General features: G+C 46.0%; 22 protein-coding genes, 1 tRNA gene and 3 pseudogenes. 4 read left to right on the forward strand and 22 right to left on the reverse strand.

The features are described from left to right. Positions 1 to 2: 2 nt before the first annotated feature. From BQ1619_RS08160 to def, 12 genes and pseudogenes are all read right to left on the reverse strand, one after another. Entirely contained in the window at positions 3 to 974 is a 972-nt protein-coding gene (locus tag BQ1619_RS08160) for an NAD-dependent epimerase/dehydratase family protein (RefSeq protein WP_114663378.1), read from the reverse strand. Positions 975 to 1,078: 104 nt separating this feature from the next. Continuing rightward, positions 1,079 to 1,729 (reverse strand): aquaporin, encoded by a 651-nt coding sequence (locus tag BQ1619_RS08165; protein ID WP_114663380.1) that lies wholly within the window; start codon positions 1,727 to 1,729, stop codon positions 1,079 to 1,081. 160 nt (positions 1,730 to 1,889) lie between these two features. Further along, positions 1,890 to 2,207 (reverse strand): arsenate reductase ArsC, encoded by a 318-nt coding sequence (locus BQ1619_RS08170; protein ID WP_231968605.1) that lies wholly within the window; start codon positions 2,205 to 2,207, stop codon positions 1,890 to 1,892. Next, positions 2,204 to 2,527, reverse strand: coding sequence for an ArsR/SmtB family transcription factor (locus BQ1619_RS08175; protein ID WP_114663382.1), 324 nt, complete (start codon positions 2,525 to 2,527; stop codon positions 2,204 to 2,206). The genes BQ1619_RS08170 and BQ1619_RS08175 overlap by 4 nt, the downstream gene beginning before the upstream one ends. A 116-nt stretch (positions 2,528 to 2,643) precedes the next feature. Beyond that, positions 2,644 to 2,719, reverse strand: a tRNA-Phe gene (locus tag BQ1619_RS08180). A gap of 58 nt (positions 2,720 to 2,777) precedes the next feature. Beyond that, positions 2,778 to 3,458: a response regulator gene (locus BQ1619_RS08185; RefSeq protein WP_114663384.1), complete on the reverse strand. Its 681-nt coding sequence runs from the start codon at positions 3,456 to 3,458 to the stop codon at positions 2,778 to 2,780. 2 nt (positions 3,459 to 3,460) lie between these two features. Then, positions 3,461 to 5,704, reverse strand: a complete 2,244-nt coding sequence (locus BQ1619_RS08190) for a sensor histidine kinase (protein WP_231968606.1) — start codon at positions 5,702 to 5,704, stop codon at positions 3,461 to 3,463. 59 nt (positions 5,705 to 5,763) lie between these two features. Next, positions 5,764 to 6,300, reverse strand: a complete 537-nt coding sequence (locus BQ1619_RS08195) for a DUF4390 domain-containing protein (RefSeq protein WP_231968607.1) — start codon at positions 6,298 to 6,300, stop codon at positions 5,764 to 5,766. An 80-nt stretch (positions 6,301 to 6,380) separates the two neighbouring features. Further along, positions 6,381 to 7,141 (reverse strand): annotated as a pseudogene (locus BQ1619_RS10100) (16S rRNA (cytosine(967)-C(5))-methyltransferase). Between the two features lie 146 nt (positions 7,142 to 7,287). After that, positions 7,288 to 7,656, reverse strand: a complete 369-nt coding sequence (locus BQ1619_RS10105) for a 16S rRNA (cytosine(967)-C(5))-methyltransferase (RefSeq protein ID WP_231968608.1) — start codon at positions 7,654 to 7,656, stop codon at positions 7,288 to 7,290. 21 nt (positions 7,657 to 7,677) lie between these two features. Continuing rightward, complete coding sequence (fmt, locus tag BQ1619_RS08205; RefSeq protein WP_114663390.1) at positions 7,678 to 8,676, reverse strand: methionyl-tRNA formyltransferase; 999 nt, start codon at positions 8,674 to 8,676, stop codon at positions 7,678 to 7,680. 6 nt (positions 8,677 to 8,682) lie between these two features. Continuing rightward, a complete protein-coding gene (gene def, locus BQ1619_RS08210) occupies positions 8,683 to 9,198 on the reverse strand; it encodes a peptide deformylase (protein ID WP_114663392.1) in 516 nt (171 codons plus the stop codon). 207 nt (positions 9,199 to 9,405) lie between these two features. Here def and dprA point away from each other — a divergent pair, with 207 nt between their 5' ends. Continuing rightward, positions 9,406 to 9,939 carry a DNA-processing protein DprA gene (gene dprA / locus BQ1619_RS08215; RefSeq protein ID WP_197711921.1) on the forward strand — a complete coding sequence of 178 codons (534 nt, stop codon included), beginning with the start codon at positions 9,406 to 9,408 and terminating at the stop codon, positions 9,937 to 9,939. A gap of 1 nt (position 9,940) precedes the next feature. Here dprA and BQ1619_RS08755 read toward each other — a convergent pair whose 3' ends face one another. Next, positions 9,941 to 10,237, reverse strand: coding sequence for a hypothetical protein (locus BQ1619_RS08755; RefSeq protein WP_231968609.1), 297 nt, complete (start codon positions 10,235 to 10,237; stop codon positions 9,941 to 9,943). On the opposite strand from BQ1619_RS08755, the gene BQ1619_RS08220 reads away from it, so the two are divergent. Next, positions 10,170 to 12,833: a DNA topoisomerase III gene (locus tag BQ1619_RS08220; RefSeq protein ID WP_415066215.1), complete on the forward strand. Its 2,664-nt coding sequence runs from the start codon at positions 10,170 to 10,172 to the stop codon at positions 12,831 to 12,833. The two genes, BQ1619_RS08755 and BQ1619_RS08220, sit on opposite strands and share 68 nt — an antisense overlap. A 59-nt stretch (positions 12,834 to 12,892) precedes the next feature. Here BQ1619_RS08220 and BQ1619_RS10775 read toward each other — a convergent pair. The 9 genes and pseudogenes from BQ1619_RS10775 to rpmH form a co-directional block, all read right to left on the reverse strand. Continuing rightward, a pseudogene (locus tag BQ1619_RS10775) lies at positions 12,893 to 13,177 on the reverse strand (FAD-dependent 5-carboxymethylaminomethyl-2-thiouridine(34) oxidoreductase MnmC); the annotation flags it as partial. Positions 13,178 to 13,308: 131 nt separating this feature from the next. Further along, positions 13,309 to 13,512, reverse strand: coding sequence for a hypothetical protein (locus BQ1619_RS08760; RefSeq protein ID WP_162784633.1), 204 nt, complete (start codon positions 13,510 to 13,512; stop codon positions 13,309 to 13,311). 35 nt (positions 13,513 to 13,547) lie between these two features. Beyond that, positions 13,548 to 13,883, reverse strand: a complete 336-nt coding sequence (locus BQ1619_RS08230) for an FAD-dependent oxidoreductase (protein ID WP_114663397.1) — start codon at positions 13,881 to 13,883, stop codon at positions 13,548 to 13,550. A gap of 36 nt (positions 13,884 to 13,919) precedes the next feature. Then, the gene (locus BQ1619_RS08235) at positions 13,920 to 15,785 is read right to left on the reverse strand and encodes a phosphoenolpyruvate carboxykinase (GTP) (RefSeq protein ID WP_114663399.1); all 1,866 of its coding nucleotides are present in this window, start codon (positions 15,783 to 15,785) and stop codon (positions 13,920 to 13,922) included. Between the two features lie 93 nt (positions 15,786 to 15,878). Beyond that, positions 15,879 to 17,038 (reverse strand): annotated as a pseudogene (locus tag BQ1619_RS08240) (tRNA modification GTPase). Positions 17,039 to 17,076: 38 nt separating this feature from the next. Then, positions 17,077 to 18,747: a membrane protein insertase YidC gene (gene yidC, locus BQ1619_RS08245; protein ID WP_114663401.1), complete on the reverse strand. Its 1,671-nt coding sequence runs from the start codon at positions 18,745 to 18,747 to the stop codon at positions 17,077 to 17,079. A gap of 15 nt (positions 18,748 to 18,762) precedes the next feature. After that, a complete protein-coding gene (gene yidD, locus BQ1619_RS08250) occupies positions 18,763 to 18,996 on the reverse strand; it encodes a membrane protein insertion efficiency factor YidD (RefSeq protein WP_114663403.1) in 234 nt (77 codons plus the stop codon). After that, a complete protein-coding gene (locus tag BQ1619_RS08255) occupies positions 18,997 to 19,314 on the reverse strand; it encodes a ribonuclease P protein component (RefSeq protein WP_197711922.1) in 318 nt (105 codons plus the stop codon). An 8-nt stretch (positions 19,315 to 19,322) separates the two neighbouring features. Then, positions 19,323 to 19,457 carry a 50S ribosomal protein L34 gene (rpmH, locus tag BQ1619_RS08260; protein ID WP_011903922.1) on the reverse strand — a complete coding sequence of 45 codons (135 nt, stop codon included), beginning with the start codon at positions 19,455 to 19,457 and terminating at the stop codon, positions 19,323 to 19,325. 223 nt (positions 19,458 to 19,680) lie between these two features. Between rpmH and dnaA the strand changes: the two genes are divergently transcribed. Further along, positions 19,681 to 21,111, forward strand: a complete 1,431-nt coding sequence (gene dnaA / locus BQ1619_RS08265; RefSeq protein WP_174222106.1) for a chromosomal replication initiator protein DnaA — start codon at positions 19,681 to 19,683, stop codon at positions 21,109 to 21,111. Positions 21,112 to 21,375: 264 nt separating this feature from the next. After that, a complete protein-coding gene (gene dnaN / locus BQ1619_RS08270; protein ID WP_114663408.1) occupies positions 21,376 to 22,491 on the forward strand; it encodes a DNA polymerase III subunit beta in 1,116 nt (371 codons plus the stop codon). Positions 22,492 to 22,493 lie beyond the last annotated feature (2 nt).

The following is a 22,493-nucleotide window of genomic DNA, read 5'->3' on the forward strand; positions in this document are numbered from 1 at the left end:
CTTTAGATTCGTTCGCGACAATTTTTCATTCCTTGTTGAACTGTAATCATGGGCAAGTAGCCTAAAGTCTTTTTCGCACGAGTGGTAGCTAATGAGAATGGATAGCCCATCAAGCGCACCATTTCTCTAACTAACGGTGGGTCAGACTTTAAATTTAATACCTTCCAGATCCCCTCTATCAGGCCAGCAATCTTATAGGCAACCGATGTTGGTAAAGATAGTTTGGGGGCTTTGTAGCCACCAGCTCTCAAGCGTTGGGTCATAAATTCTTTAAAAGGCAAAAGGCTTTTGTCAGCGATAAAACACGCTGAGCCGTCTAATTCAGCCCTCAAGGCAAGTGATACGGCGTGACTTAGGTTGTCGACGTGACAAGTTGCGTACGGATACTGGCCACGATCAAACCAAGCGAACTGCCCCTGATCAGATGCTTTACCAATTTGTTTATCTACGGCATCACCATTGCCCCAAATAAATGGAGGACAAAGAGCAATGGTTTTGAAGTGCGCACCATGGGCTGATAAAACCAGTTGTTCTGCGATTGCTTTGGTTCTTGAGTAGGGCAACTCTGTAGAGCTACAGTAAGGCTGACTCTCATCGATATCAATTAGTGCTTTTCTCTCATTCATTGCCACAGAAGCGGCGCTGATAAAAATAAAGCGCTTAACCTGAGCAATTTTGGCATCTTCAAGAAGACTCTTTGTAATACCAATACTGGCATCTTCAAATTCTTTCTCAGGACCCCAAAACTTGAGATAGGCGGCACAGTGAATAACCGCATCGCAGTTGCTAAGCAGGACCTGAAGCGCCACATCATCATCCAAGCTGCCCAACCAATAACTGCTGCCTAGCGCTTCAATAGTTTTAATACCACTATCCGAGCGAATACGACAGACGACCTCGTGACCATCTGATAGCAACCTTTTTAAAAAGTGATTACCAGCAAAACCTGTGGCACCGGTTAGGAAAATTTTCATTACAAAATACTGACAAAACAAAATGAAGAAACCGCCCGAAGATGGTTTTAGTATTACTTGGTGGTCGGGGGAAACAACCAGGGTCTAGGATGCGCGACCTTATCTCAGGACTGTCGTTTAAAACGACAAAATAAGACAACCATCACCAATGCGGCGGCCAACGTCTCAGCCACTACAAAGCCTAAAACATCATTAGGAGCTATTCCAACAAAGGTATTGGTAAGGCTTCTTGCTAGAGTGACAGCAGGATTAGCAAAGAAGGTTGAGGAAGTAAACCAATGTCCTGCTGTGACTGTCAGTGCGACTAACATTGGAACTCGATCTTTTGCCACTTGATCACCGATGCGAATGACTGAGAGCAGCACCAGGGCTGATATAAATTCACTGACCCAAATACCTGAGCCTGTTCTTACTTTGGTTGACTCTTGCAGAATGGGCAAACTAAACATTAAATGGGTAAGCCATATTCCAGCAATTGCACCTATGAACTGACAAGCCCAATAGATGATCATTTTCTTAGCATCTAAATGTCCTAATTTCCAAAACATCAGGCTCACTACTGGATTAAAGTGTGCCCCAGAAATAGGGCCAAGCAAGGTGATGAGTACATAGAGACCAGCGCCAGTAGCAATACTATTTCCCAATAAAGCAACGGCGGCATTACCAGCACTTAACGACTCACCCAGCATTCCTGAGCCAACAACAATTGCTAATAGAAGTGCTGTGCCAACAAATTCACTGAAGTAGCTCTTCATACTTTTGTGTGAATATTTTTCAAAGCCATTGGATCTAACTCCTCTAGAGGCATATCCGCCAATAGATCAATGCGCTTCTTGAGTCCAATCATTACATCCCTAAATGCTCTATACGCTTATCACCCTCCGAGCCCTGAACCTGCGAGGAATCAGGAAATCCTCAGTGAGCTGTGGCAGGTTTACCCGGCCAAAAGGGACATTGCTCTCCAGCCGCATTGTCACAAACCGTAATAATGAAATCCATCTTGGGAGCATCGGGCAATCCATACTCATCCCAACTTTTACTTCTCAATTTGCTCTCGTCATATCCCATTTCAATTGCTAACTCCCTAGCAAAAGGATTAACTGATGTACCTGGGGTTGAATCTGCCGAGTACCCAACAAACTTGCCGCTGGAGTGAGTTGATGCGAGAGCCTCGCCAAGCACTGATCGGGCGGAGTTATGGGTACAGAGAAAGAGAATGATGTATTGCCTCATTTGGCTTTTTTAACCAAAGAAACTGAAACACACGATTTGCCACCACAACAGTTCTCCATTAAGAATCCGCTTAAATCTTGAACTAACTTAGCATTCGGGCGATAGATGAGATTGCGACTTTGACGCTCAACTAACAACAAGTCGGCACCAACTAATTCTTTTAGGTGAAAACTCAATGTGGCATTGGGGATGCCGAGTTTTTCAATAATCTGACTAGGCGTTAGACCAATATCCCCACGCTGAACAATCAGGCGAAAGATATTGAGGCGAGTTTCTTGTCCCAAAGCAAGGAAGGCGCTAATAGCATCTGCGTTTTTCATATTTCAATTATATGGAAATATATGTTTCAGTATTTTGACAAACGATGTCGTTTCAAACGACATCTAATATGAGGGGGGGAATAAAAACAGCCCAACAAGTGGGCTATTGTGATTCTTGGTGGCCCGGGGCGGAATCGAACCACCGACACAAGGATTTTCAATCCTCTGCTCTACCGACTGAGCTACCAGGCCAAGACCTGAAATTATAAAGGAAGGTCTGTTTTAGCCCAGAAAATACGGTTGTCGCCTCTTATTGCTCGCCTTTATTGCGCGAGGTGTCTATTCCTAAGGCTTTTAGTTTGCGATACAAGTGTGTTCTCTCAAGCCCTGTGTACTCCGAGATTTTAGTCATGCTACCGCCCATGATTTGCATTTGATGCTCAAAATAGGCTTTCTCAAAGAGATCTCTTGCTTCTCTTAGTGGCAAATCAAAATAGGTTTTTGCAATGCCACTGATAAATTCGCCCTCGGTAACTGTAGCAACGGGCTCCGAATTTAATGGCTTTGTGACAGCAGCGGGAACTCCTGATGAAATTATCTTTTCTTCGACAGGCTCAACATATTTTGGTGAACTCTCAAGCGCCTTGCTAACCGTCTTCAGTAATTTTTGTAATGCAATTGGCTTCTCTAGAAAATTCAAAGCACCTATGCGGGTAGCCTCTACAGCAGTGTCAATCGTCGCATGACCAGACATCATCACCACAGGCATTGTGAGTTGCCCGGTTTTTGACCACTCCTTTAAGAGCGTAATGCCGTCTGTTTCTGGCATCCAAATATCAAGCAACACCAAGTCTGGGCGCATTTGTTCGCGAATGGTACGGGCCTGTGCAGCACTCTCAGCCGCATATACGGTGTGACCCTCATCCGTAAGACTCTCGTTGAGAAGCTCACGAATTCCCATTTCATCATCAACGACCAAAATACTCGCCATACTTAGGCCACCTCTTTTGCTAAGCTCATAAACAAAATGGATGCTTGTGCGCCAATCACTTCATCTCCCTGCATGCGGTTTCGGATTTCAATTTTGGCACCATGGTCATCAATAATTTTTTTCACAACCGCCAAACCCAATCCCGTCCCTTTACTCTTTGTCGTTACGTAAGGCTCAAATGCTCTTGCCAATATCTTAGCTGGAAATCCAACGCCGCGATCACTTATTGTTAAGCGAACCGCATTTTGCATAACCCCACCTTGCTCGCCATAAGATACTAATTCTGTTTTTACCTCAACGGGTTCTACCTGATGACCGCCTTCCAACGTTGCATCTTGGGCGTTTTGCAATAAGTTATGAATCACTTGTCTTAATTGGGTTGAGTCGCCCATGATATCCGGGCAATTTGGATCTAAGCTAGTTTTTAAAGGACTGCCTTCATACAGCCCCAATATTTCTGTTGCCAGCGTATTAATTGAAACGGGTTTTAATTGCGGGGTTGGCGTCTTCGCAAAATCCCGGAAGTCATTCGCCATTTCCTTCATTGCCTGAACTTGGCCAATAATGGTTTCCGTGCTGCGATTAATCATCTCCTCTTGCTCGGGACTCAACTTACCAGCAAGTTTATGTTGCAGGCGTTCAGCAGAGAGCTGAATTGGGGTTAGTGGATTTTTAATTTCATGCGCAAGTCTTCTAGCCACTTCACTCCATGCGATCGATCTTTGCGCACTAACTACATCAGTAATGTCATCGAATACCACCATGCGCAGCTCATCTGTTAATTTAGTGCCCCGCACAAATAGAGTAATACCAAGATCATTTTCATATTCGGCATTGGCATGTAATTGAATTTGTTTTTGCCAAATTGGGGAAGATTTTTGAGTTGCCGCTATGTCCGGCTTTTCTTCTGCCAGAGACAGCTTCATCGTAGCGAAGCCTTCTTTGATGGCCTCCTCAAACCCAATGAGGGCGGGGTTGCTACTTAGTGGTTTACCATCTAGCAGGGTTAAGTCTTGCGCAAAAATACGGTCTGCACCCGCATTGCTAGACACAACGTTATAGTGTTTATCAAAAATACACACTCCGGCAGTCAGGCTGCCCAAGACTTTTTCTAAAAAAGCTTTCGACTCTTGTAATGAGTTGCGAGTATCGGCGAGCTGTTTTGTCATGACATTAAATTGACGAGTAAGCATGCCTAACTCGTCGCCAGTATCAAGTTCTGGCTTTGGCGATAAATCTCCTTGGGCGACTGCTTGGGTTCCTTTTAGAAGCATCAGCAATGGCTTGGCTAACTGACGACCAAGCATCAACGCTAGTATCACTGCGACAAACAACGCAAAAAAGAGGGTGAGCGTTAGGGTTCCAACAAACATTTTGCGCAGGCCGCTTCGACCAAGCGATTTTTCTTGATAATCGCTATATGCCGTCTCTACAGCATTAATGTTTTTCGCTAACGGAATCGGAATGTAACGAACCAACTGCAGAAAATAGCGATCATCTAAGTCTTTGCTGGAATCATGCTTACTCTGAATAGTTTTTTTGCGTATCACCGGCACGATTGCGCGCACACGATAGGTCTTTTGACCACCATCAACGTCAACTTGATCAATAAAGGTGGTGCCCTTCTTTTTAAATGCTTCAGTTATGACGTCAGCGCTTGGGGGGGGCAAGTATTTCTTGGGTTTTGCCTCGCTTGTAAAAATCATGTTGCGCCGAATACTAAAGAGGCTCAGCTCTTGGATGCCAAATTGGCTACGAATCTTCATGACCGCCGAAGCAACTTGCTCCGCAGTCGATCCCGATGGCGCCAAAACGATCTGTTCAGCAATGTAATTTCCTTCTGCCAAGATTTCCTCTTGGGCCACCCGCAAGGTTACGCGTCCCAATTCGAGGCCGGAGTTAAGGGCCGACTCTACTTGCACATCAAACCAAGTTTCAATACTTCTTGATACGAATTGCAGGGAGACTCCGTACAAAATTAATCCAGGGACAACACCAACCAGGGCAAAAATCATTGCCAGCTTTGCGATGAGGCGCGTGCCAAAGTGTCCGCGATGCCAACGAATAGCAATAACCACCACTAAAGTCAAAATCACCAATGTCAGGCACGTGCCAATGATGACATTCGCGGCATATAACCAAATAAAGTAGCGATCAAAAAACTCGGTATTAGAAGACGCAATCGATAATAAGGCCAATAGCAAGAGGGCAAAAGCGCCTATTACCCCAACAAAAGTCGGCAACACAATTTTGCGCCAAACTTTTGAATCAAAGAAGCTGGGCTTGCGAGATGCTAGAGTTTTTATCATCGCTTAACTAGGCTGGGTCCGGTTGTAGTAAAGGACATGCGCACCCACTCACTCGAGACGCTCCATTCTCGATTATTGAGAGCATTTACTTGAAATGGTTTTGGTAGCTTGCCCAAATCTAATGCCATTCGAAGACTCGCTGTGTAAGTTTTTCTAGCATCAAGCCGACTGCCATCAACCACCCGCCAGCCGCCAATTGTTCCCACCGCTTGTAAGGCCTCTGAAATCGTTTTTGCCGAAAAGGTGAAGCCATCTGATGCAATACGATATTGCTGTGTTAATGGTTGATACGACAAACGGGATTGTCGTTGTGCAATTATCGCTTTCTCATCAAACCAATACCACCGTGAGCGAGTTAACTCAAAATCGGTCTGGAAATATAAGACGACCCCTTTTTGAACGGCATCTTCCAAACCAGGCGACAGTTCAATTTGAAAACCCGCATTCAATAGCCAGTCACCACCAACCTTTTCTAGCTCAAACGATTTGATTTTGATGCCTTCAGCATTAATGGCTGTTGATATAACACTCAACCCGATCAAGCAGAAAAAGATGAATTGTTTAATTCTTTGGCTCATGGCCCATTTTTCTTAAACAAGGCATAGTAAAACCATCATTGGCCTGGGAAGGCAAAATCTGTCCTGGAGCGTCTAATCGTACCGCATTGCCTTGCTGCTGCGCAAACCATATTGCCTGATCTTCGCCTTCCTCGGGAAATACAGAACAAGTGACATATAAAAGCAAGCCATTTACCAGAAGCATCTTCCACGCCTGAATCCAAAATCTCTCGCTGCTTTTGCTGGAGCGCCTTTACATCAGCCTCACGACGCAAAAATGGAATATCCGGATGCCTGGAAACAATTCCCGAAGCTGAGCGGGGCGCATCCAAAAAATCTTATCAAAGGGCTCGCCATCCCACCATGCTCCGTTTGAGGCATCACCACGAAACACTTCAACCTTATCTGAATTTAGGCGGAGCCTGTCCAAATTGCCGCTAATTTTTCCAATGCGCTCGCCATCCAACTCCAACGCTAACATTTGGCAATCCGCCATCTCTAATAAATGGGCAGTTTTACCACCAGGCGCAGCATATGCATCCAATATCGAATTACCGGGCTGGGGATTTAATAGAGTGGCAGCAATTTGCGCCACCGCATCTTGAACAGAAGTGGCGCCGCCATAAAAACCGGGCAACTCAGAGACCGGGACTGGATTCGAAATTAAGAGTACGCTCGGTAAAGAAACTCCCGCAACCGAATCAATGGGAGCAGACTCAATACCGACATCACTGAGTAATGCTTGGTATTGTTCACGCGAATATTGTTTTTGATTGACCCGCAAAATAAGTGGCGCGCGATTGGCCTGCGCAAACAAAATGGATTGCTACTGATTCGAATAGTTTCGCTTGAGATTTTCTCACCACCACGGAGGGACAAACATGGGTATGGGGTCTGGCGGATATTGGAGCGCTGCTTCAGGTGGCTGCAGGGTCTGACTTACTTTGCGGAGCACAGCATTAACTAAGCCTTTTGCATATTGCGTTTTTCATACTCCGAGCAAGCCTTAACCGCTTGATCAACAATAGCATGCGCTGCATAAGACTTATTCTCTGAGCCATCACGTATAAACAATGCAATGGCTACGCTCAATAAATGGTCAACTTCCAGTGGTGGCGCCTTTGGAACAAACTGCCTAATAAGCTCATGCGAGCGAACCCATTTACGCAAAGCATCAAAACTTAAGCTTTGTACGATGGGTCTTTCGTGCGCCTCAAGCTGTTCTAAAACTTCTGTCAACGACCGACCGCTCATTACCTCAGTAATCGCTTGCGCAGCAATCGTAATGGCCTCAGAAAGCGGTAAATTATTTGGGGATTTTTGATCAGGCAATGGGCGCATTCAAAATGAAGATTACTTGGCCTTTATTTGAAAGCGAAGGGGCTTCTCTTCAACATTCAGCGCTTGAAGAACCGTCCTTGCGGGCAACCTTTTCCCGCCAGGTTTTTGCATCTCCAAAATCTCAACAACGCCTAATCCACACTGCACATAGACTCCGCGCTCACCAATCCCAAACACATCTCCTGGTCGAAGTGCCTTATTAGTGCAATCTATTGCAATAGCAGACCGCCAAAACTTTATAGGCTGGCCTTCCAATAGAGAATAGGCGCCCGGAAATGGATTGAATGCCCGAATTTTGGCGTCAATTTGCTGCGCATCAAGATGCCAGTCGATTTCTGCTTCTGTTTTTAATATTTTCTCGGCATAAGTGACGCCAATAATCGACTGAGGAATTCGGGCTACTGGATTTTTATTTTCCAAATCTGCCAGCACATTCACAATCAACTTTGAGCCTAGTTGTGCGAGCCGATCATGCAAGGATGCGCTGGTTTCATCCGTAGCAATTTCTAACTCTTCAACCATGATCATATCGCCAGTATCAAGACCCACATCCATTTGCATAATGCAAACGCCGATCTTTTGATCGCCGCTCTCTATAGCCCGTTGGATGGGGGCTGCTCCGCGCCAACGCGGCAAAAGGGACGCATGAATATTGAAGCTACCATGTCTGCCTGGGCGTTCGCTAATGCCCAAAATATCTTGCGGCAGAATCAGTCCATATGCCACAACGACCATGGCATCAAATTCTAAATTACATAGCTGTTGATAGGCCTGTTCAGCTTGTTGTCTTTTTTGCGCATCAACATTGTTACGTCGCAATGTTTCGGGCTGCAACACCACAATGTTTTTTTCCAAAGAAAATGCTTTTACCGGGCTTGCTTGCAGTTGCATTCCCCTACCCGCACGCCGATCGGGCTGAGTAAGCGCCAAAACGATTTCATGGCCCGCATCGTAGATAGCGCGCATGGCCCGCGCTGCAAACTCTGGGGTGCCAGCAAAAACAATTTTCATGAATGCTTAGCGCTGACCAACAAGCTCTTTTGCACGCTTCTTCATTTTTTGCGAAATACGATTTCGTTTTAGTAATGAGAGGTATTCAACAAACACTTTGCCCTGTAAGTGATCTAGCTCATGCTGCAAACACACGGCCAACAATCCATCGGCCTCAAGTTCACATTCTTTGCCATTCAGGTCTAAGGCCCTTACGCGAATTTGGGCCGGTCGCTCAACTTCGTCATAAAACTCTGGTACGGATAGGCATCCCTCGCGCCACGTTTTTTTCTCCGGGCTGGCCCAAGTAATTACTGGATTGATGAACACTCTTAATTCATTCTGATCATCTGATACATCAATCACGACAATGCGTTCATGGATATCAACCTGAGTTGCCGCCAATCCAACACCGGGAGCGTCATACATCGTCTCCGCCATATCGGCGACAATTTTTTTGATGCGATCGTCTACCTGCGCCACAGGTTTGGCAACTTTATGAAGGCGCGGATCGGGGTAGCAAAGTACGGTTAGCAAAGCCATGTAGGAATTATCTAACAGAGCAATCTATCTGTCCCGATTGTTCGTAAATTGCAACGCCTCAAAATGACCTGATGACAGCACTTCAGGCAAAAAACATTGTTCATAAAATTTTGTGCGGCGAAAAATGCTATCCCGCGCGCATCAATGATCTCTATGACCCTCATCTTGCCTGTACGTTTCAGGAACATAGAGCCTCTAAACCAGCCCATGATTGCTATTGTTGGCTCTCGCAGGGCAAGTATTCATGGACTAAGAAGCGCCCATCTCTTTGCGCGCTTCTTGGCTCGGGCGGGTGCTGTTGTTGTTTCTGGACTAGCAAGAGGTATTGATGGTGCCGCCTATGCGGGAGCGCTGGCTATCGGACCTCGGACTGTAGCAGTTTGTGGGACGGGGCTAGACATTACCTATCTCAAGGAGCGCTTGGCCCTAGCCAGAGCAATCAACAGAAATGGATTGCTAGTTTCAGAGTTTGCCCCAGGAGTTGGCCCGCAAGCCTTTCATTTCCCCAAACGCAACCGCATCATTGCGGCCCTAGTATCAGGGGTTGTTGTGATTGAAGCCGCCCAAAAATCTGGGTCTTTAATCACCGCCAGGTTTGCGGCTGATCTCGGGAGAGAGGTATTTGCGTTGCCGGGGCCCATTGATGAGCCTCTTCATGCTGGTTGCCACGAACTCATTCAGCAGGGGGCCACACTAGTTTGTGAGCCCAACGAAATGCTGGAGGACTTGAATTTTCTGTAAATTATTGTTTTTTATAGGGTTTTAGAAGATAAGTTGGGTTTTGATATGAATCACCGGCTTTTAATATGGCCTCGAAATACCCCCAGATGGATGGTTTTTGGACTTTTCCAGATTTATCGGTTGATAATAAAAAAAGGGGGTTGTGCTGGGCCAAATCGCAAGTTGGCTTAAATTGGCCCTCCATTTTCACCATTAAAAATATTGATTCAGGCTCAAATTTAGGCAAACGCGTGGCTAAAGCATCTACCAAAAGCAGCTCCAAAACTACATCCGTGGACCAGCCAAAGGCATTAATCATTGCCGAAAAGCCATCGGTAGCCAATGACATTGCAAAGGCTCTGGGTGGCTTTACCAAGCATGAAGACTGCTTTGAAAGCGATGACTTTCTCATCTCATCTGCGGTAGGCCACTTATTAGAAATTGCTGCGCCAGAAGAATATGACGTTAAACGCGGTAAATGGTCTTTCGCTAACTTGCCTGTGGTGCCTCCTTATTTTGATTTGCGACCCATTGCAAAAACCGAATCTCGGCTCAAGGTCCTACAGAAGCTCATTAAACGCAAAGATGTCACTTCTCTAATTAATGCCTGTGACGCGGGGCGCGAGGGTGAGCTTATTTTCAGACTTATCGCGCAACACGCTAAAGCGTCACAAACCATCAAACGCCTGTGGCTGCAATCCATGACGCCCGCAGCCATTCGAGAGGGTTTCGCAAGCCTGCGCTCCGACGATGAAATGCAGCCGCTAGCAGATGCGGCACGCTGTCGTTCGGAGGCCGATTGGCTGGTTGGCATCAACGGCACTCGCGCCATGACCGCGTTCAATAGCAAGAGTGGTGGCTTCTTTTTAACAACGGTTGGTCGTGTGCAGACACCAACGCTATCAATTGTGGTTGATCGTGAAGAGCTAATTCATAAGTTTGTTTCTAAAGACTACTGGGAAGTAAAAGCTGAGTTCATTGCTGCGGCAGGCGTATACGAAGGACGTTGGTTTTATCCTAAATTTAAGAAAGATGTCGCCGAGCCTGATGCACGTGAAAACCGCTTGTGGAGCGAGGCTGCCGCACAAAACATTGTGGCTGCCTGTCGTGGCAAAAAAGCCTCCGTTAGTGAAGAGTCAAAACCGGTAGCACAACTTGCTCCACAGCTTTTTGATTTAACCAGCCTACAACGTGAAGCCAATGCACGTTTTGGTTTCTCAGCAAAGAACACCCTGGGACTAGCGCAAGCTTTTTACGAGAGACACAAGGTTTTAACCTACCCACGTACTGATGCAAAAGCGCTTCCAGAGGACTCTTTGGATACGGTTAAACAAATCATGGAAAATCTTGCTGATCACTCGCAAGACTACCGCCCGTTTGCCAAACAAATTCTGCAAGGCGACCCCAAAGATTCAAAGGCAAATCCTGGTTATGGCTGGATAAAACAAAACAAGCGCATTTTTGATAACTCAAAGATTTCAGATCACTTTGCAATTATTCCCACTCTCGAAACGCCCAAGAGCCTGAGCGAGCCAGAGGCTAAGATCTATGACTTAGTGGTTCGTCGCTTCTTAGCCGTTTTTTTTTCTGCGGCGGAATTTAAAGTCACCACACGCATCACGGAAGTATCAGGCCACCACTTCAAAACCGAAGGCCGTGTCTTGGTTAATCCTGGCTGGCTAAGCGTTTATGGCAAATCCAATCAAGCTGAGGATGAATTAGTGCCCGCACAAGAGGGCGAAAACGTTCAAACCGGGTCTGTGGTTGCCGTTCCCCTAAAAACAAAGCCGTTCGCTCGCTATACAGAAGCCACTTTGCTCTCTGCAATGGAAAGTGCCGGCAAATGGGTCGATGACGATGAAATGCGCGAAGCTATGGCCAAAAAGGGCCTAGGAACTCCTGCTACGCGGGCAGCAATTATTGAAGGATTGTTGGCTGAAAAATACATAGTGCGTGAGGCGCGCGAACTGATTCCGACAGCAAAAGCATTTCAATTAATGACTTTATTGCGCGGCCTTGACGTGGAAGAGTTAACACGTCCAGACTTGACTGGCAGCTGGGAAAACAAGCTATCACTCATTGAGCAAGGCAAGATGAATCGCGCCACATTTATGCAAGAAATTGCGCAAATGACGCAGCGCATTGTGAAACGCGCTAAAGAATATGATAGCGACACCATTCCTGGGGACTATGCGACCTTAAACACACCGTGCCCACATTGCAAAGGCCCAGTAAAAGAGAATTACCGTCGATTTGCCTGTGAAAAATGTGGCTTCACGATTAGCAAAACTCCGGGTGGTCGTGCTTTTGAATATCCCGAAGTGGAAGAACTGCTGCGTGAGAAAACTATTGGCCCACTCCAAGGATTCCGCGGCAAAATGGGCCGCCCATTTGCGGCAATTATTAAGCTGACAGAAATTCCAGAAGATGATGCTGATTATCCAAATGCTGGCTTCAAGCTAGAGTTTGACTTTGGCAACACAGAAGAAAACGATGCTGAGGCAATCGACTTCACCGGTCGTCAAGCATTGGGCGCATGTCCAAAATGTTCTGGCGCAGTTTACGAAGACGGAATGCGCTACCTTTGCGAAAGCAATACAGGGCCCAACAAATCGTGCGACTTTAAAACTGGCAAGGTTGCTCTGCAGCAGGAGGTTTCCGCTGAACAGATTCAAAAGTTGCTCAAGGAAGGCAAAACCGATCTTCTCAGTAATTTCAAATCGAACCGCACTGGTCGCGGCTTTAAAGCCTACTTAGCCTTGGGTTTAGACGGAAAAATTGGTTTTGAATTTGAAGCTAAAGCGCCGGGTACTGCTAAGGCGCCAGCCAAGAAGCGCGCTGGGGCGAGCGCTGCAACTAAGTCTGCCGCAAAGCCTAAGCGCGCCAGCAAAGCAAAGTCATCCTCTAGCAGTTGAGCCGCAATTAACTTGGCTGCTAGGGCCGACCACAACACGCGCCTGGATCCCAAGGCCGTGGCAATGAAAATGCCTGGCCGTTGTTTCAAAGTACCAATAATGGGTAAGCGATCGCCAGCGACACAACGCACGCCCACAAACTTGCCGCCAATAATCAGACTTGCGGTATTTCCTTCGGAATAATTCACCAAACCTTTTGCTTGTTCACGATTAAAGTCGTCGCTCGCCTGTCTTGGCGCAAGATCATCTTCACCTTCATCAAAACTGGGTCCAACAATCCAGCGAAAGCTTCCATCCTCAAGTTGCTGCGCGGGTAAACAATATCCATCGCCAGAGATTCTCACTCTGGGCAATTTCGAAACCCAAGGATCCTGCGGGCCAATTGAGAAAATACTCAGTTATCCGCGCACGGGGCGTAAGGGCAGGCGGACGCCAAGACTACTAATTAGGGCTTTGCTATTTAGCGCCGCGGCAATCACCACATATTTAGCGGTAACAATGTCGAATTTAATAAATACCAAACACCTTCACGCTCCTCTAATCGAGCAGCTTGTGTATTCCATATGCAAGTAAGTCGCTCGTGTTTGCGCAACATATCTTTAGTTGCATCAGAAAGATTTAATGTCGCACCCCGCGAAATCCAAACCCCGCTTTGAGAAATTCCGCAAAGCTTTTCCACCTCTTCCGCGCTGCATGCAACCGCAATATCCTCTTTTAAATCCAGCGAATGTAAATGCGTTGAGACGGCCTGTCGGTCAAATATTTTGTCTTTTTTGGTTGGCTGAAAATGCCATGGGCCTGCCAAGGCTTGCCCCATCTGGCCTCAGCTAGCAAGAATGCCAAGCGCGTTAAACGCAATAAGCGCGAGGCTCCTTTGCCAATATGGGGGTGCGCAATCGCGTATGCGTGTTTTGAGCAAGCGGATGCTGGGTACGAGGCAGCATCAATAACGCAAACAGATTTACTGCGCTCTAGCAACTCATGTGCAATTGTTGCGCCACAAATGCCTGCCCCAATCACCACGATGTCATGGTGCTGGGGTTTTGTCATTAAATTAACAGTGCAGTATTGCTAAGGCTTTGCCAATTAGGCATTCAAGCGCTGTTCAATCTTGGCGCGAGTCTCTTTGAGCTCTTTCGGTAAACGCTCGCCTAAATGATTGAACAATTCGGTATGCAGTTTCAACTCATTTTTCCAGTCGTCTACCGCCACAGTAATCGCTTTGGCGAACTTCTCTTCGGAGTAATCTAGACCGCCCCAGTGCATATCGCTATATTCAGGGGTGATGCCAAACGGAGTCTCTTTGCCATTTGCCTTACCTTCTGCGCGATCCAAAATCCAAGAGAGAACACGCATGTTTTCACCAAAGCCTGGCCATACAAATTTACCGTTTTCATCTTTGCGGAACCAGTTCACACAATAGATCTTGGGTAGCGTTGCACCTTCTGCCTCGAGCGTCTTGCCAATATTTAGCCAGTGCTGGAAATAGTCGCTCATGTTGTAACCGGCAAAAGCGATCATGGCAAACGGATCGCGACGCACAACACCAATTTGACCGGTAATAGCGGCGGTTGTTTCTGACCCTAAAGTAGCGGCCATGTAAACGCCCTCAACCCAATCGCGCGCCTCACTTACCAAAGGAACGGTGTTTGAACGACGACCGCCAAACAAGAACGCATCGATTGGAACGCCCTCTGGATCGTCCCACTTCGGATCTACTGCAGGGTTATTTGTTGCGGCCACAGTAAAACGTGAATTGGGGTGCGCCGCCTTGCGACCTGCTGTACCATCTGCTGGGGTCCAATCCTTGCCTTGCCAATCAATGAGGTGAGCTGGGGGAGTCTCAGTCAACCCCTCCCACCAAACGTCCCCATCATCGGTAAGGCCAACGTTCGTGAAAATCACATCTTGGTTCAAGGAATCGATACAGTTTTGATTGGTTTGACGATTTGTTCCTGGGGCAACGCCGAAGTAACCAGACTCTGGGTTGATTGCGAACAAACGGGTTTTACCAGTAACAGGATCTTTGCGAGGCTTAATCCAGGCGATGTCATCACCAATAGTAGTAACCTTCCAACCATCGAATCCTTTTGGTGGGATCATCATCGAGAAATTAGTTTTGCCGCAAGCCGATGGGAACGCAGCTGCAATGTGGTACTTCTTGCCTTCTGGTGAAGTCACACCCAAAATCAGCATGTGCTCAGCAAGCCAGCCTTGATCACGACCCATATTGGAAGCAATGCGCAGTGCGAAACATTTTTTTCCTAACAATGCATTGCCGCCGTAACCGGACCCAAAAGACCAGATCGCGCGCGTTTCTGGATAGTGAACAATATATTTATTTTTATTGTTTGGCCATGCAACGTCTTTTTCACCGGCGACCAAGGGCTTGCCAACCGTATGAATGCAAGGAACAAATTCGCCGTCCGCACCCAGCTGGTCAATAACTGCTTTGCCCATACGGGTCATCAAACGCATATTGATTGCAACGTAAGGGCTGTCTGACAACTCAACGCCAATGTGGGCGATAGACGAACCAATTGGGCCCATTGAGAACGGCACTACATACATAGTTCTGCCACGCATGCAACCGTCAAATAGTGGCTGTAGTGTTGCACGCATTTCACTTGGTTCCACCCAGTTGTTTGTGGGACCAGCATCCTCCTTTTTTGCAGAACAAATAAATGTGCGATCTTCGACACGCGCCACATCTTCTGGGTCAGAAAGAGCCAAAAAGGAATTTTTGCGCTTAGCAGGATTCAGTCGCTTAAACACACCCGCTTTAACCAATAATTCACATAGCTCGTCGTACTCAGCTTGGGAGCCGTCACACCAACGAATAGCGTCGGGCTTGGTTAATGCTGCAACTTCAGCAACCCACTCGATTAAACGCTGGTTTTTTACGTACGCTGGCGCATTCACATTGATCTGGCCGGTAGTGGTTGAGGTCATATGTTTCCCTATGAAAATTGAATTTTTTAATCCGATGAGATTCTAACATTTTGGTCATATTTGACGTGTTTACCCTAGATGTCACAATGCGATTTACTTGCCAATGCAAAATTGACTAAAAATCTTTCCCAAAAGATCGTCTGGAAGCACTTTTCCGGTAATTTGACCCAACTGATGTTTGGCTAAAGATAGCTCTTCTGCAAACAACTCCAGACTATTGTTGCCATTTGCTGTGAACTGTTCTGATTTTCAATATGTTCTGCGGCACGCTCTATACAGTCTAAATGGCGCCTACGGGCTACTATAGCCCCCTCTTTGGGCCCGTTCCAACCTACTGCCTCCAAAATCTTTTGTCTTAGGGCATCTATGCCCTGTCCGGTTTTGACTGAGATAAAAAGGGTGTTGGGATTATTTCCGGCCAGGCTGGACAATAGATGACATGCATGGGCACACCCTCAATTTGGATGCTTTCTTTAACGCGGTCTCGAGTAGTTCCGGCGATTGGGGTCACAATGGCAACGTCTTCTCCGGCTAAACGATTTTAAGAGAGAGCTCTTGCCAACATTAGGCGAGCTCACCAAAACCAATTGAATGCCGTCGCGCAAGATTTTTCCTTGCTTGGCACCATCGCGCAATATCTCCAACTTCTGTTTAACCGCCGTTAGACGCTCACGCGCTTGTGTATTTTCTAAAAATTCGATTTCCTCTTCGGGAAAATCTAATGTCGACTCAACCAAAATTCTGAGCTGCGTTATTTCTTTAACAAGATTATTGATGTCATCTGAAAATGCGCCCCGCAAAGAGCGTGCGGCGCCGCGAACCGCAGCTTCGCTTTTGGCATCAAGCAAGTCAGCAATTGCTTCAGCCTGAGCTAGGACCACCTTGTTATTTAAATATGCGCGGAGCGTGAATTCTCCAGGCTCAGCAATCACCAAGCCAAGATCTTTCCCCATCTCAAGACATCGCTTCATCACGAACTCAAGAAGTTGGGGCCCACCATGGTACTGAAGCTCAAGCACATCTTCTCCAGTAAACGAGGCTGGCGAAACAAAATAAATGGCTACCAGTTGATCAATTAATTGGTCAGATGCATCCCGCAAACTCAAAAGAGTAGCCTGTCGTGGCTGTAGCGTTTTTTGAAAAAGCGCTTGAACAATTGGGTTTAGATTTTGGCCGCTCAAACGAATGACGCCAACCCCCGCTTTGCCTGGGGCAGTAGCTACAGCAATAATGGGCAACTTACGGATCATCATTGCTGTGCGCCTCTTAGTAATTAAGAGCCATTAACAAATTATTTGGCTTCTTTTTTTCCAAACATTTGGTTGATTTGCCATTGTTGTGCAATGGAGAGTAGATTGTTTACAACCCAATACAAAACAAGGCCGGCAGGGAAGAAGAAGAACATGATCGAAAACACGATTGGCATGTACATCACCACCTTGGCCTGAATTGGATCTGGTGGCGTTGGGTTAAGTTTGGTTTGTACAAACATCGACACCGCCATGATCACCGGCAAAATGTAATACGGGTCTGGGATTGATAAATCATGAATCCACAAGATCCAGGGCGCGCCACGCATCTCAACAGAGGATAAGAGAACCCAGTACAGGGAGATAAACACGGGGATCTGAATCAGCACCGGAAAGCAGCCGCCTAATGGATTAATTTTTTCTTTACGATACATTTCCATCATGGCTTGATTGAGCTTTTGTGGATCGCCTTTGTATTGCTCTTTCATTGCCATTAACCGCGGCTGAACCTCCTTCATGCGCGCCATGGATTTATAGCTAGCAGTTGAAAGCGGGAAGAACACCAGCTTGATCAAAATGGTTAGCAAAATAATTGACCAGCCCCAATTGCCAACGTAAACATGAATTTTTTCAAGTAGCCAAAAAATCGGTTTCGCAATAATGGTTAAGTAGCCATAGTCTTTCAATAACTCAAATCCAGGGGCAATCGTTTCTAAAACTTTTTCTTCTTGTGGCCCCACAAAAAGCTGGGCCCTCTCAACTACCACAGATCCGGGCGCTACCAAGCCCAGCGGGGTTTGCAGGCCGATGCGATATAAACCGTTGTCAATTTTTCCTGCATAAATATCGCGCGCAAATTTATCGCCCGGAATCCATGCGCTTGCAAAGTAGTGTTGAACCATTGCAATCCACGCAGGGTCTCCTGCTGGAACTTGGGTTGGTATGGTGATCTTATTTTTGTCTATAGCCGTAAATTCAAGCTTATTAAACTTTTCTTTATTTGTATATGCGGCGGGGCCCGTAAAAGTACTTGCAGAAAATGCACCGTCAAAGGGGCCAATCTTCTGTTCTTGCATTCCATCACGAACGATCTCGGTATACAGAACCAATGGGTTTGGATTGTTTGTGCCTTGTGTTACGCGATGGCCAACATCCACTACATAGCTACCCGGGTTGAGTATGAACGTTTTCTCTAGTCGGGCGTCACCACTCTCACTAGCCAACACCAAGAAAGGTCTACCAGAGCCATCTTTACCAGATTGAATAAGTTTAAAGTTGCTCGTGTGGTTTGGCAGATCGCCCTTATTTAAAGAGATCAGCCCAGATCGAGCAAAATATTTATGGCTGGGTGTGTACTGAAATAACTCAATGGGCTTTTGCTCTGCTGTCAATGATTTCAGAAGCTTTGCATCAATAACATTCGCGCCGCTTGCGCTGATTTCAAGAACCAATACATCGTTCTGTAATACAAATTTTTCTGCGGTCTCAATGGGGCCCGCACTTTCAACTGGAGCAGATATTCCAGTGGCTTTAGAAGTAATTTGTGCTGGCACATCACCTTTTGAGGTGGCTACAGCGTTAGTTGAGGTTGTTGCAACTACTGGGGCACCGCCAAACATTGAGGGCTTGCCCTCGTGGACCTGCCAGTTGTTGTAAAGCATTAGTCCCGACAGCGAAAACACAGCCCAAAGAATTGTTTTTTTTATATCCATTTGTATTCACTTAAATTAATGTGAGGTATGTCTTACCGCAGGATCATAACCGCCGTGTGACCAGGGGTTGCAGCATGCAATGCGCCACGCCACTAGGGACACACTCTTGCAAAACCCATAATGGTTGAAGCAGTCGCAAGCATACTGAGAACAACTAGGCACAAACTTGCAGTGCATCCCAAAATAAGGGCTTAGCAATAGCTGGTAAAGCTTAATTAACTTTAATGCCGCCTTGTTTAGAACCTGCACCTAAATAAGCTCCAGCATTTGAGCGCGCAAGAAGTCCTTTTCTTTTTTTCTGAGCTTGCCTCGGGACTGTCGGCCCACTGGCTTTTTAAGCTTCATGACAACATCATTATTTAGTGTCGTTGCTTGCGCCGTCCAAACCAGCTCGCGAATCATTCGCTTAAGTCGATTTCGATCTACCGCTCGTTTGACTAACTTTTTGGGAACCGCAATTCCTAAATCAGGGGTTTTTCCAAATGCTGGCGCTACAGAATACATTCCCCAAGACAGATTTGTTTTGGGGCGTGTTTTAAGTAATTCAGAAATCCTTGCGCTATTCAAGTTTTAAATTAAACAGCTAAGCGTTTGCGACCTTTTGCGCGACGAGCATTCAAAACTGCGCGTCCGCTCTTAGTTTTCATGCGAATGCGAAAGCCGTGCGTACGCTTGCGGCGTGTAACTGAGGGTTGGTATGTTCTTTTCATGATGGATCCTAGGAAAACCCAATATTTTCCTTGTTGCAAAGCAAAAGGTCAATCCACCCCACTAAATATATGGGTATTTTTCTCTAATTTTCGGGTGATTTTGACTAAATATCTAATTTACACGTGTTTTTCAATTTTATTCACAAGTTATCCACAGCTTTCCCACGATTTTTTACCTTGTGGATAACTTTGCGGGGTGGATACAATGGGTCCTCCAAAAATTATGAGCAACTTACAAAATCCCCCCACCTTGAACACAAAAAACCCGCTGGGGTTTTGGGATGGCGCACTTAGCGCATTATCTCGCGAGTTATCGCCCCAACAATTTAAAACCTGGATCCAACCCCTAAGCCTGGTCTCTTTTGATGAGAGTGAACGCTTACTAACTGTAGGTGCGCCAAATCGTTTTAAGCTTGATTGGATCAAAAAAACGTTTGCTGACCGCTTTCAAGAGCTTGCGGTTCAGTATTTTGGTAAGGCCACAAATATTAGTTTTGTCCTCGCCGTGGAGTCTGCTGCACCAACAACCCCAACAACCAAGCTAGGCATAGAGCCCAATTCAAGCGATTCTTCTACAACCAGCGTTGGTAATCCCATTATTTCAGTTGAAGAGCAGTCATTTGAGATTGAGGACCACTCAAAACTCAATCCAAACTTAACCTTTGAAACGTTTGTTACTGGTAAAGCAAACCAGCTTGCTAGAGCAGCCTCAATTCAGGTTGCTCATAACCCGGGAATATCTTACAACCCAATGTTTTTGTATGGTGGGGTAGGGCTCGGTAAAACCCACCTGATTCACGCAATTGGCAACCACCTGCTCAAGGAAAAACCCAACGCCCGCATTCGCTATATCCATGCGGAGCAGTATGTGTCTGATGTGGTTAGGGCTTATCAGCAAAAGGCTTTTGATCGCTTTAAACGGTACTATCACTCGCTTGATCTGCTACTCATTGATGATATTCAGTTTTTTAGCGGCAAATCCAGGACTCAAGAGGAGTTCTTTTATGCATTTGAGGCGCTTTCAAGCAACAAGTCCCAAGTCATCATTACCAGCGATACCTACCCAAAAGAAATGGCGGGTATCGACGATAGATTGATCTCCCGTTTTGATTCTGGATTAACAGTCGCCACTGAACCACCCGAGCTAGAAATGCGCGTGGCTATTTTGATGAAAAAGGCCGCTAGCGAAGGCATCCCCATGGGTGAAGACATCGCATTCTTTGTGGCAAAACACCTTCGCTCTAATGTGCGAGAGTTAGAGGGGGCCCTACGAAAGATTTTGGCCTTTGTTCGCTTTCATGGTCGCGAAGTAACTATAGAGGTGGCTCGGGCAGCCCTAAAAGACTTGTTGTCGATTCAAAATCGTCAAATTTCTGTTGAAAACATCCAAAAAGCTGTTGCTGATTTTTATAGCATCAAGGTTGTGGACATGTACTCCAAAAAGCGCCCAGCAAACATTGCTCGACCACGCCAAATCGCCATGTTTATGGCTAAGGAGCTTACTCAAAAAAGTCTTCCGGCGATTGGGGAGTTGTTTGGTGGCCGAGACCACACAACGGTTTTGCACGCAGTACGCAAGATTGCAGATGAGCGTGCCCACGACAGTCAACTTAACCATGAAATCCACGTTATTGAGCAAACCTTAAAAGCATAAATTTTGGGTTGTGGATAAGGTTGTGGGTAACAATATGGATAAGTATGGGAATTTAATGTGGATAAATTGTGGAAAGCCTTCGCCTCATGCAAAAATAGGGCGTTGAGATAAAGTTATCCAATTTTTATCCCGCCTTTATACAGAGGTTTTCCACAGGTTTTTAGGTGTTTAATGTGTTGTTTTATTTGAGATTTTTGAGTTATCCACCAAAACAAAAAGACTTACTACTATTACTACTAAGATATATACAAAGGTTTAAAAGCAATGCAACTAGTAAACACTTCTCGAGATAATTTATTAAAACCTCTTCAAGTGGTAAATGGGATTGTCGAGCGTCGCCACACATTGCCAATTTTGGCAAACCTCTTATTCAAAAAGAGTGGTGAAAAGGTTTCATTTGTCTCTACTGATATTGAAATCCAAATCACCACCAATGCGAGCTTTGGTGTGGGCTCAGAAGACGTAACTACGACTGTTGCAGCGAGAAAGTTGTTAGATATTTTGCGGGCTCTTCCTGAGGGCCCAGTTTCATTAAACCTCAAAGACAATCGGATGGTTGTCCAGAGTGGAAAGAGCCGTTTTTCTTTGCGGACTCTATCAGCGACAGAATTTCCAGTAATGCAGAGTGTTGGTGAGGTAACCGCTGCATGGAAAATGTCTCAAAAGAGTTTTCGACAGCTCATTAGTCAAGTCCACTTTTCAATGGCCCAACAAGATATTCGTTATTACTTGAATGGAATGTTGTTGGTTGTTGATGGAAAAGAGGTTGTGGCTGTTGCTACCGATGGTCACCGTTTGGCCTTCTCCCAGGTTGAACCGGCTGAGGCGCCTTCAGGTTCTGGTCAGAGACAGGAAATTATCATTCCACGCAAAACGATTTTGGAGTGCCAACATCTCTTGGAGGACTCAGATGAATCACTTGAGATTGGTGTTAGTGCGAATCAAGTGAAATTTGCTTTTGGGGATATTGAACTAATCTCAAAACTGGTTGAAGGCAAGTTTCCAGATTTCCAAAGAGTGATTCCTAAGGGGCAAAAAAACTCATTAATCGTTGGGCGCGAGGTTTTGCAGGCCGCCTTACAGCGAGCTGCAATTCTGACAACCGATAAATTTAAGGGTGTTCGTTTTTCGTTATCACCAAATCGTATTACCGTTCAATCCACTAATGCCGAACAAGAAGAGGCGCAAGAAGAAATTGAAACCGAATATGGTGGTGATGCTGTGGAAATCGGCTTTAACGTCAGCTATCTTTTAGATGTTCTTGCCAATCTGAAGAGTGAAAAAGTGCAAATTAGTTTGGGTGATGCAAACAGTAGTGCGGTAATTACATTACCAGGATCTGAGAGCTTTAAATACGTTGTAATGCCAATGCGCATTTAATT

It is taken from the genome of Polynucleobacter necessarius, from assembly GCF_900095195.1.
Lineage (GTDB): Bacteria > Pseudomonadota > Gammaproteobacteria > Burkholderiales > Burkholderiaceae > Polynucleobacter > Polynucleobacter necessarius_G.

Excerpts from the sequence above, each read along its gene's own strand:
- dnaA (WP_174222106.1), top strand. The coding sequence starts at position 19,681 with ATGAGCAACTTACAAAATCCCCCCACCTTGAACACAAAAAACCCGCTG.
- BQ1619_RS08755 (WP_231968609.1), bottom strand. The coding sequence starts at position 10,237 with ATGATTAATGCCTTTGGCTGGTCCACGGATGTAGTTTTGGAGCTGCTT.
- BQ1619_RS08165 (WP_114663380.1), bottom strand. The coding sequence starts at position 1,729 with ATGAAGAGCTACTTCAGTGAATTTGTTGGCACAGCACTTCTATTAGCA.
- BQ1619_RS08230 (WP_114663397.1), bottom strand. The coding sequence starts at position 13,883 with ATGACAAAACCCCAGCACCATGACATCGTGGTGATTGGGGCAGGCATT.
- dprA (WP_197711921.1), top strand. The coding sequence starts at position 9,406 with ATGATTGCTATTGTTGGCTCTCGCAGGGCAAGTATTCATGGACTAAGA.
- BQ1619_RS08185 (WP_114663384.1), bottom strand. The coding sequence starts at position 3,458 with ATGGCGAGTATTTTGGTCGTTGATGATGAAATGGGAATTCGTGAGCTT.
- fmt (WP_114663390.1), bottom strand. The coding sequence starts at position 8,676 with ATGAAAATTGTTTTTGCTGGCACCCCAGAGTTTGCAGCGCGGGCCATG.
- BQ1619_RS08170 (WP_231968605.1), bottom strand. The coding sequence starts at position 2,207 with ATGAGGCAATACATCATTCTCTTTCTCTGTACCCATAACTCCGCCCGA.
- yidC (WP_114663401.1), bottom strand. The coding sequence starts at position 18,747 with ATGGATATAAAAAAAACAATTCTTTGGGCTGTGTTTTCGCTGTCGGGA.
- BQ1619_RS08175 (WP_114663382.1), bottom strand. The coding sequence starts at position 2,527 with ATGAAAAACGCAGATGCTATTAGCGCCTTCCTTGCTTTGGGACAAGAA.
- BQ1619_RS08160 (WP_114663378.1), bottom strand. The coding sequence starts at position 974 with ATGAAAATTTTCCTAACCGGTGCCACAGGTTTTGCTGGTAATCACTTT.
- def (WP_114663392.1), bottom strand. The coding sequence starts at position 9,198 with ATGGCTTTGCTAACCGTACTTTGCTACCCCGATCCGCGCCTTCATAAA.
- BQ1619_RS08235 (WP_114663399.1), bottom strand. The coding sequence starts at position 15,785 with ATGACCTCAACCACTACCGGCCAGATCAATGTGAATGCGCCAGCGTAC.
- dnaN (WP_114663408.1), top strand. The coding sequence starts at position 21,376 with ATGCAACTAGTAAACACTTCTCGAGATAATTTATTAAAACCTCTTCAA.
- rpmH (WP_011903922.1), bottom strand. The coding sequence starts at position 19,457 with ATGAAAAGAACATACCAACCCTCAGTTACACGCCGCAAGCGTACGCAC.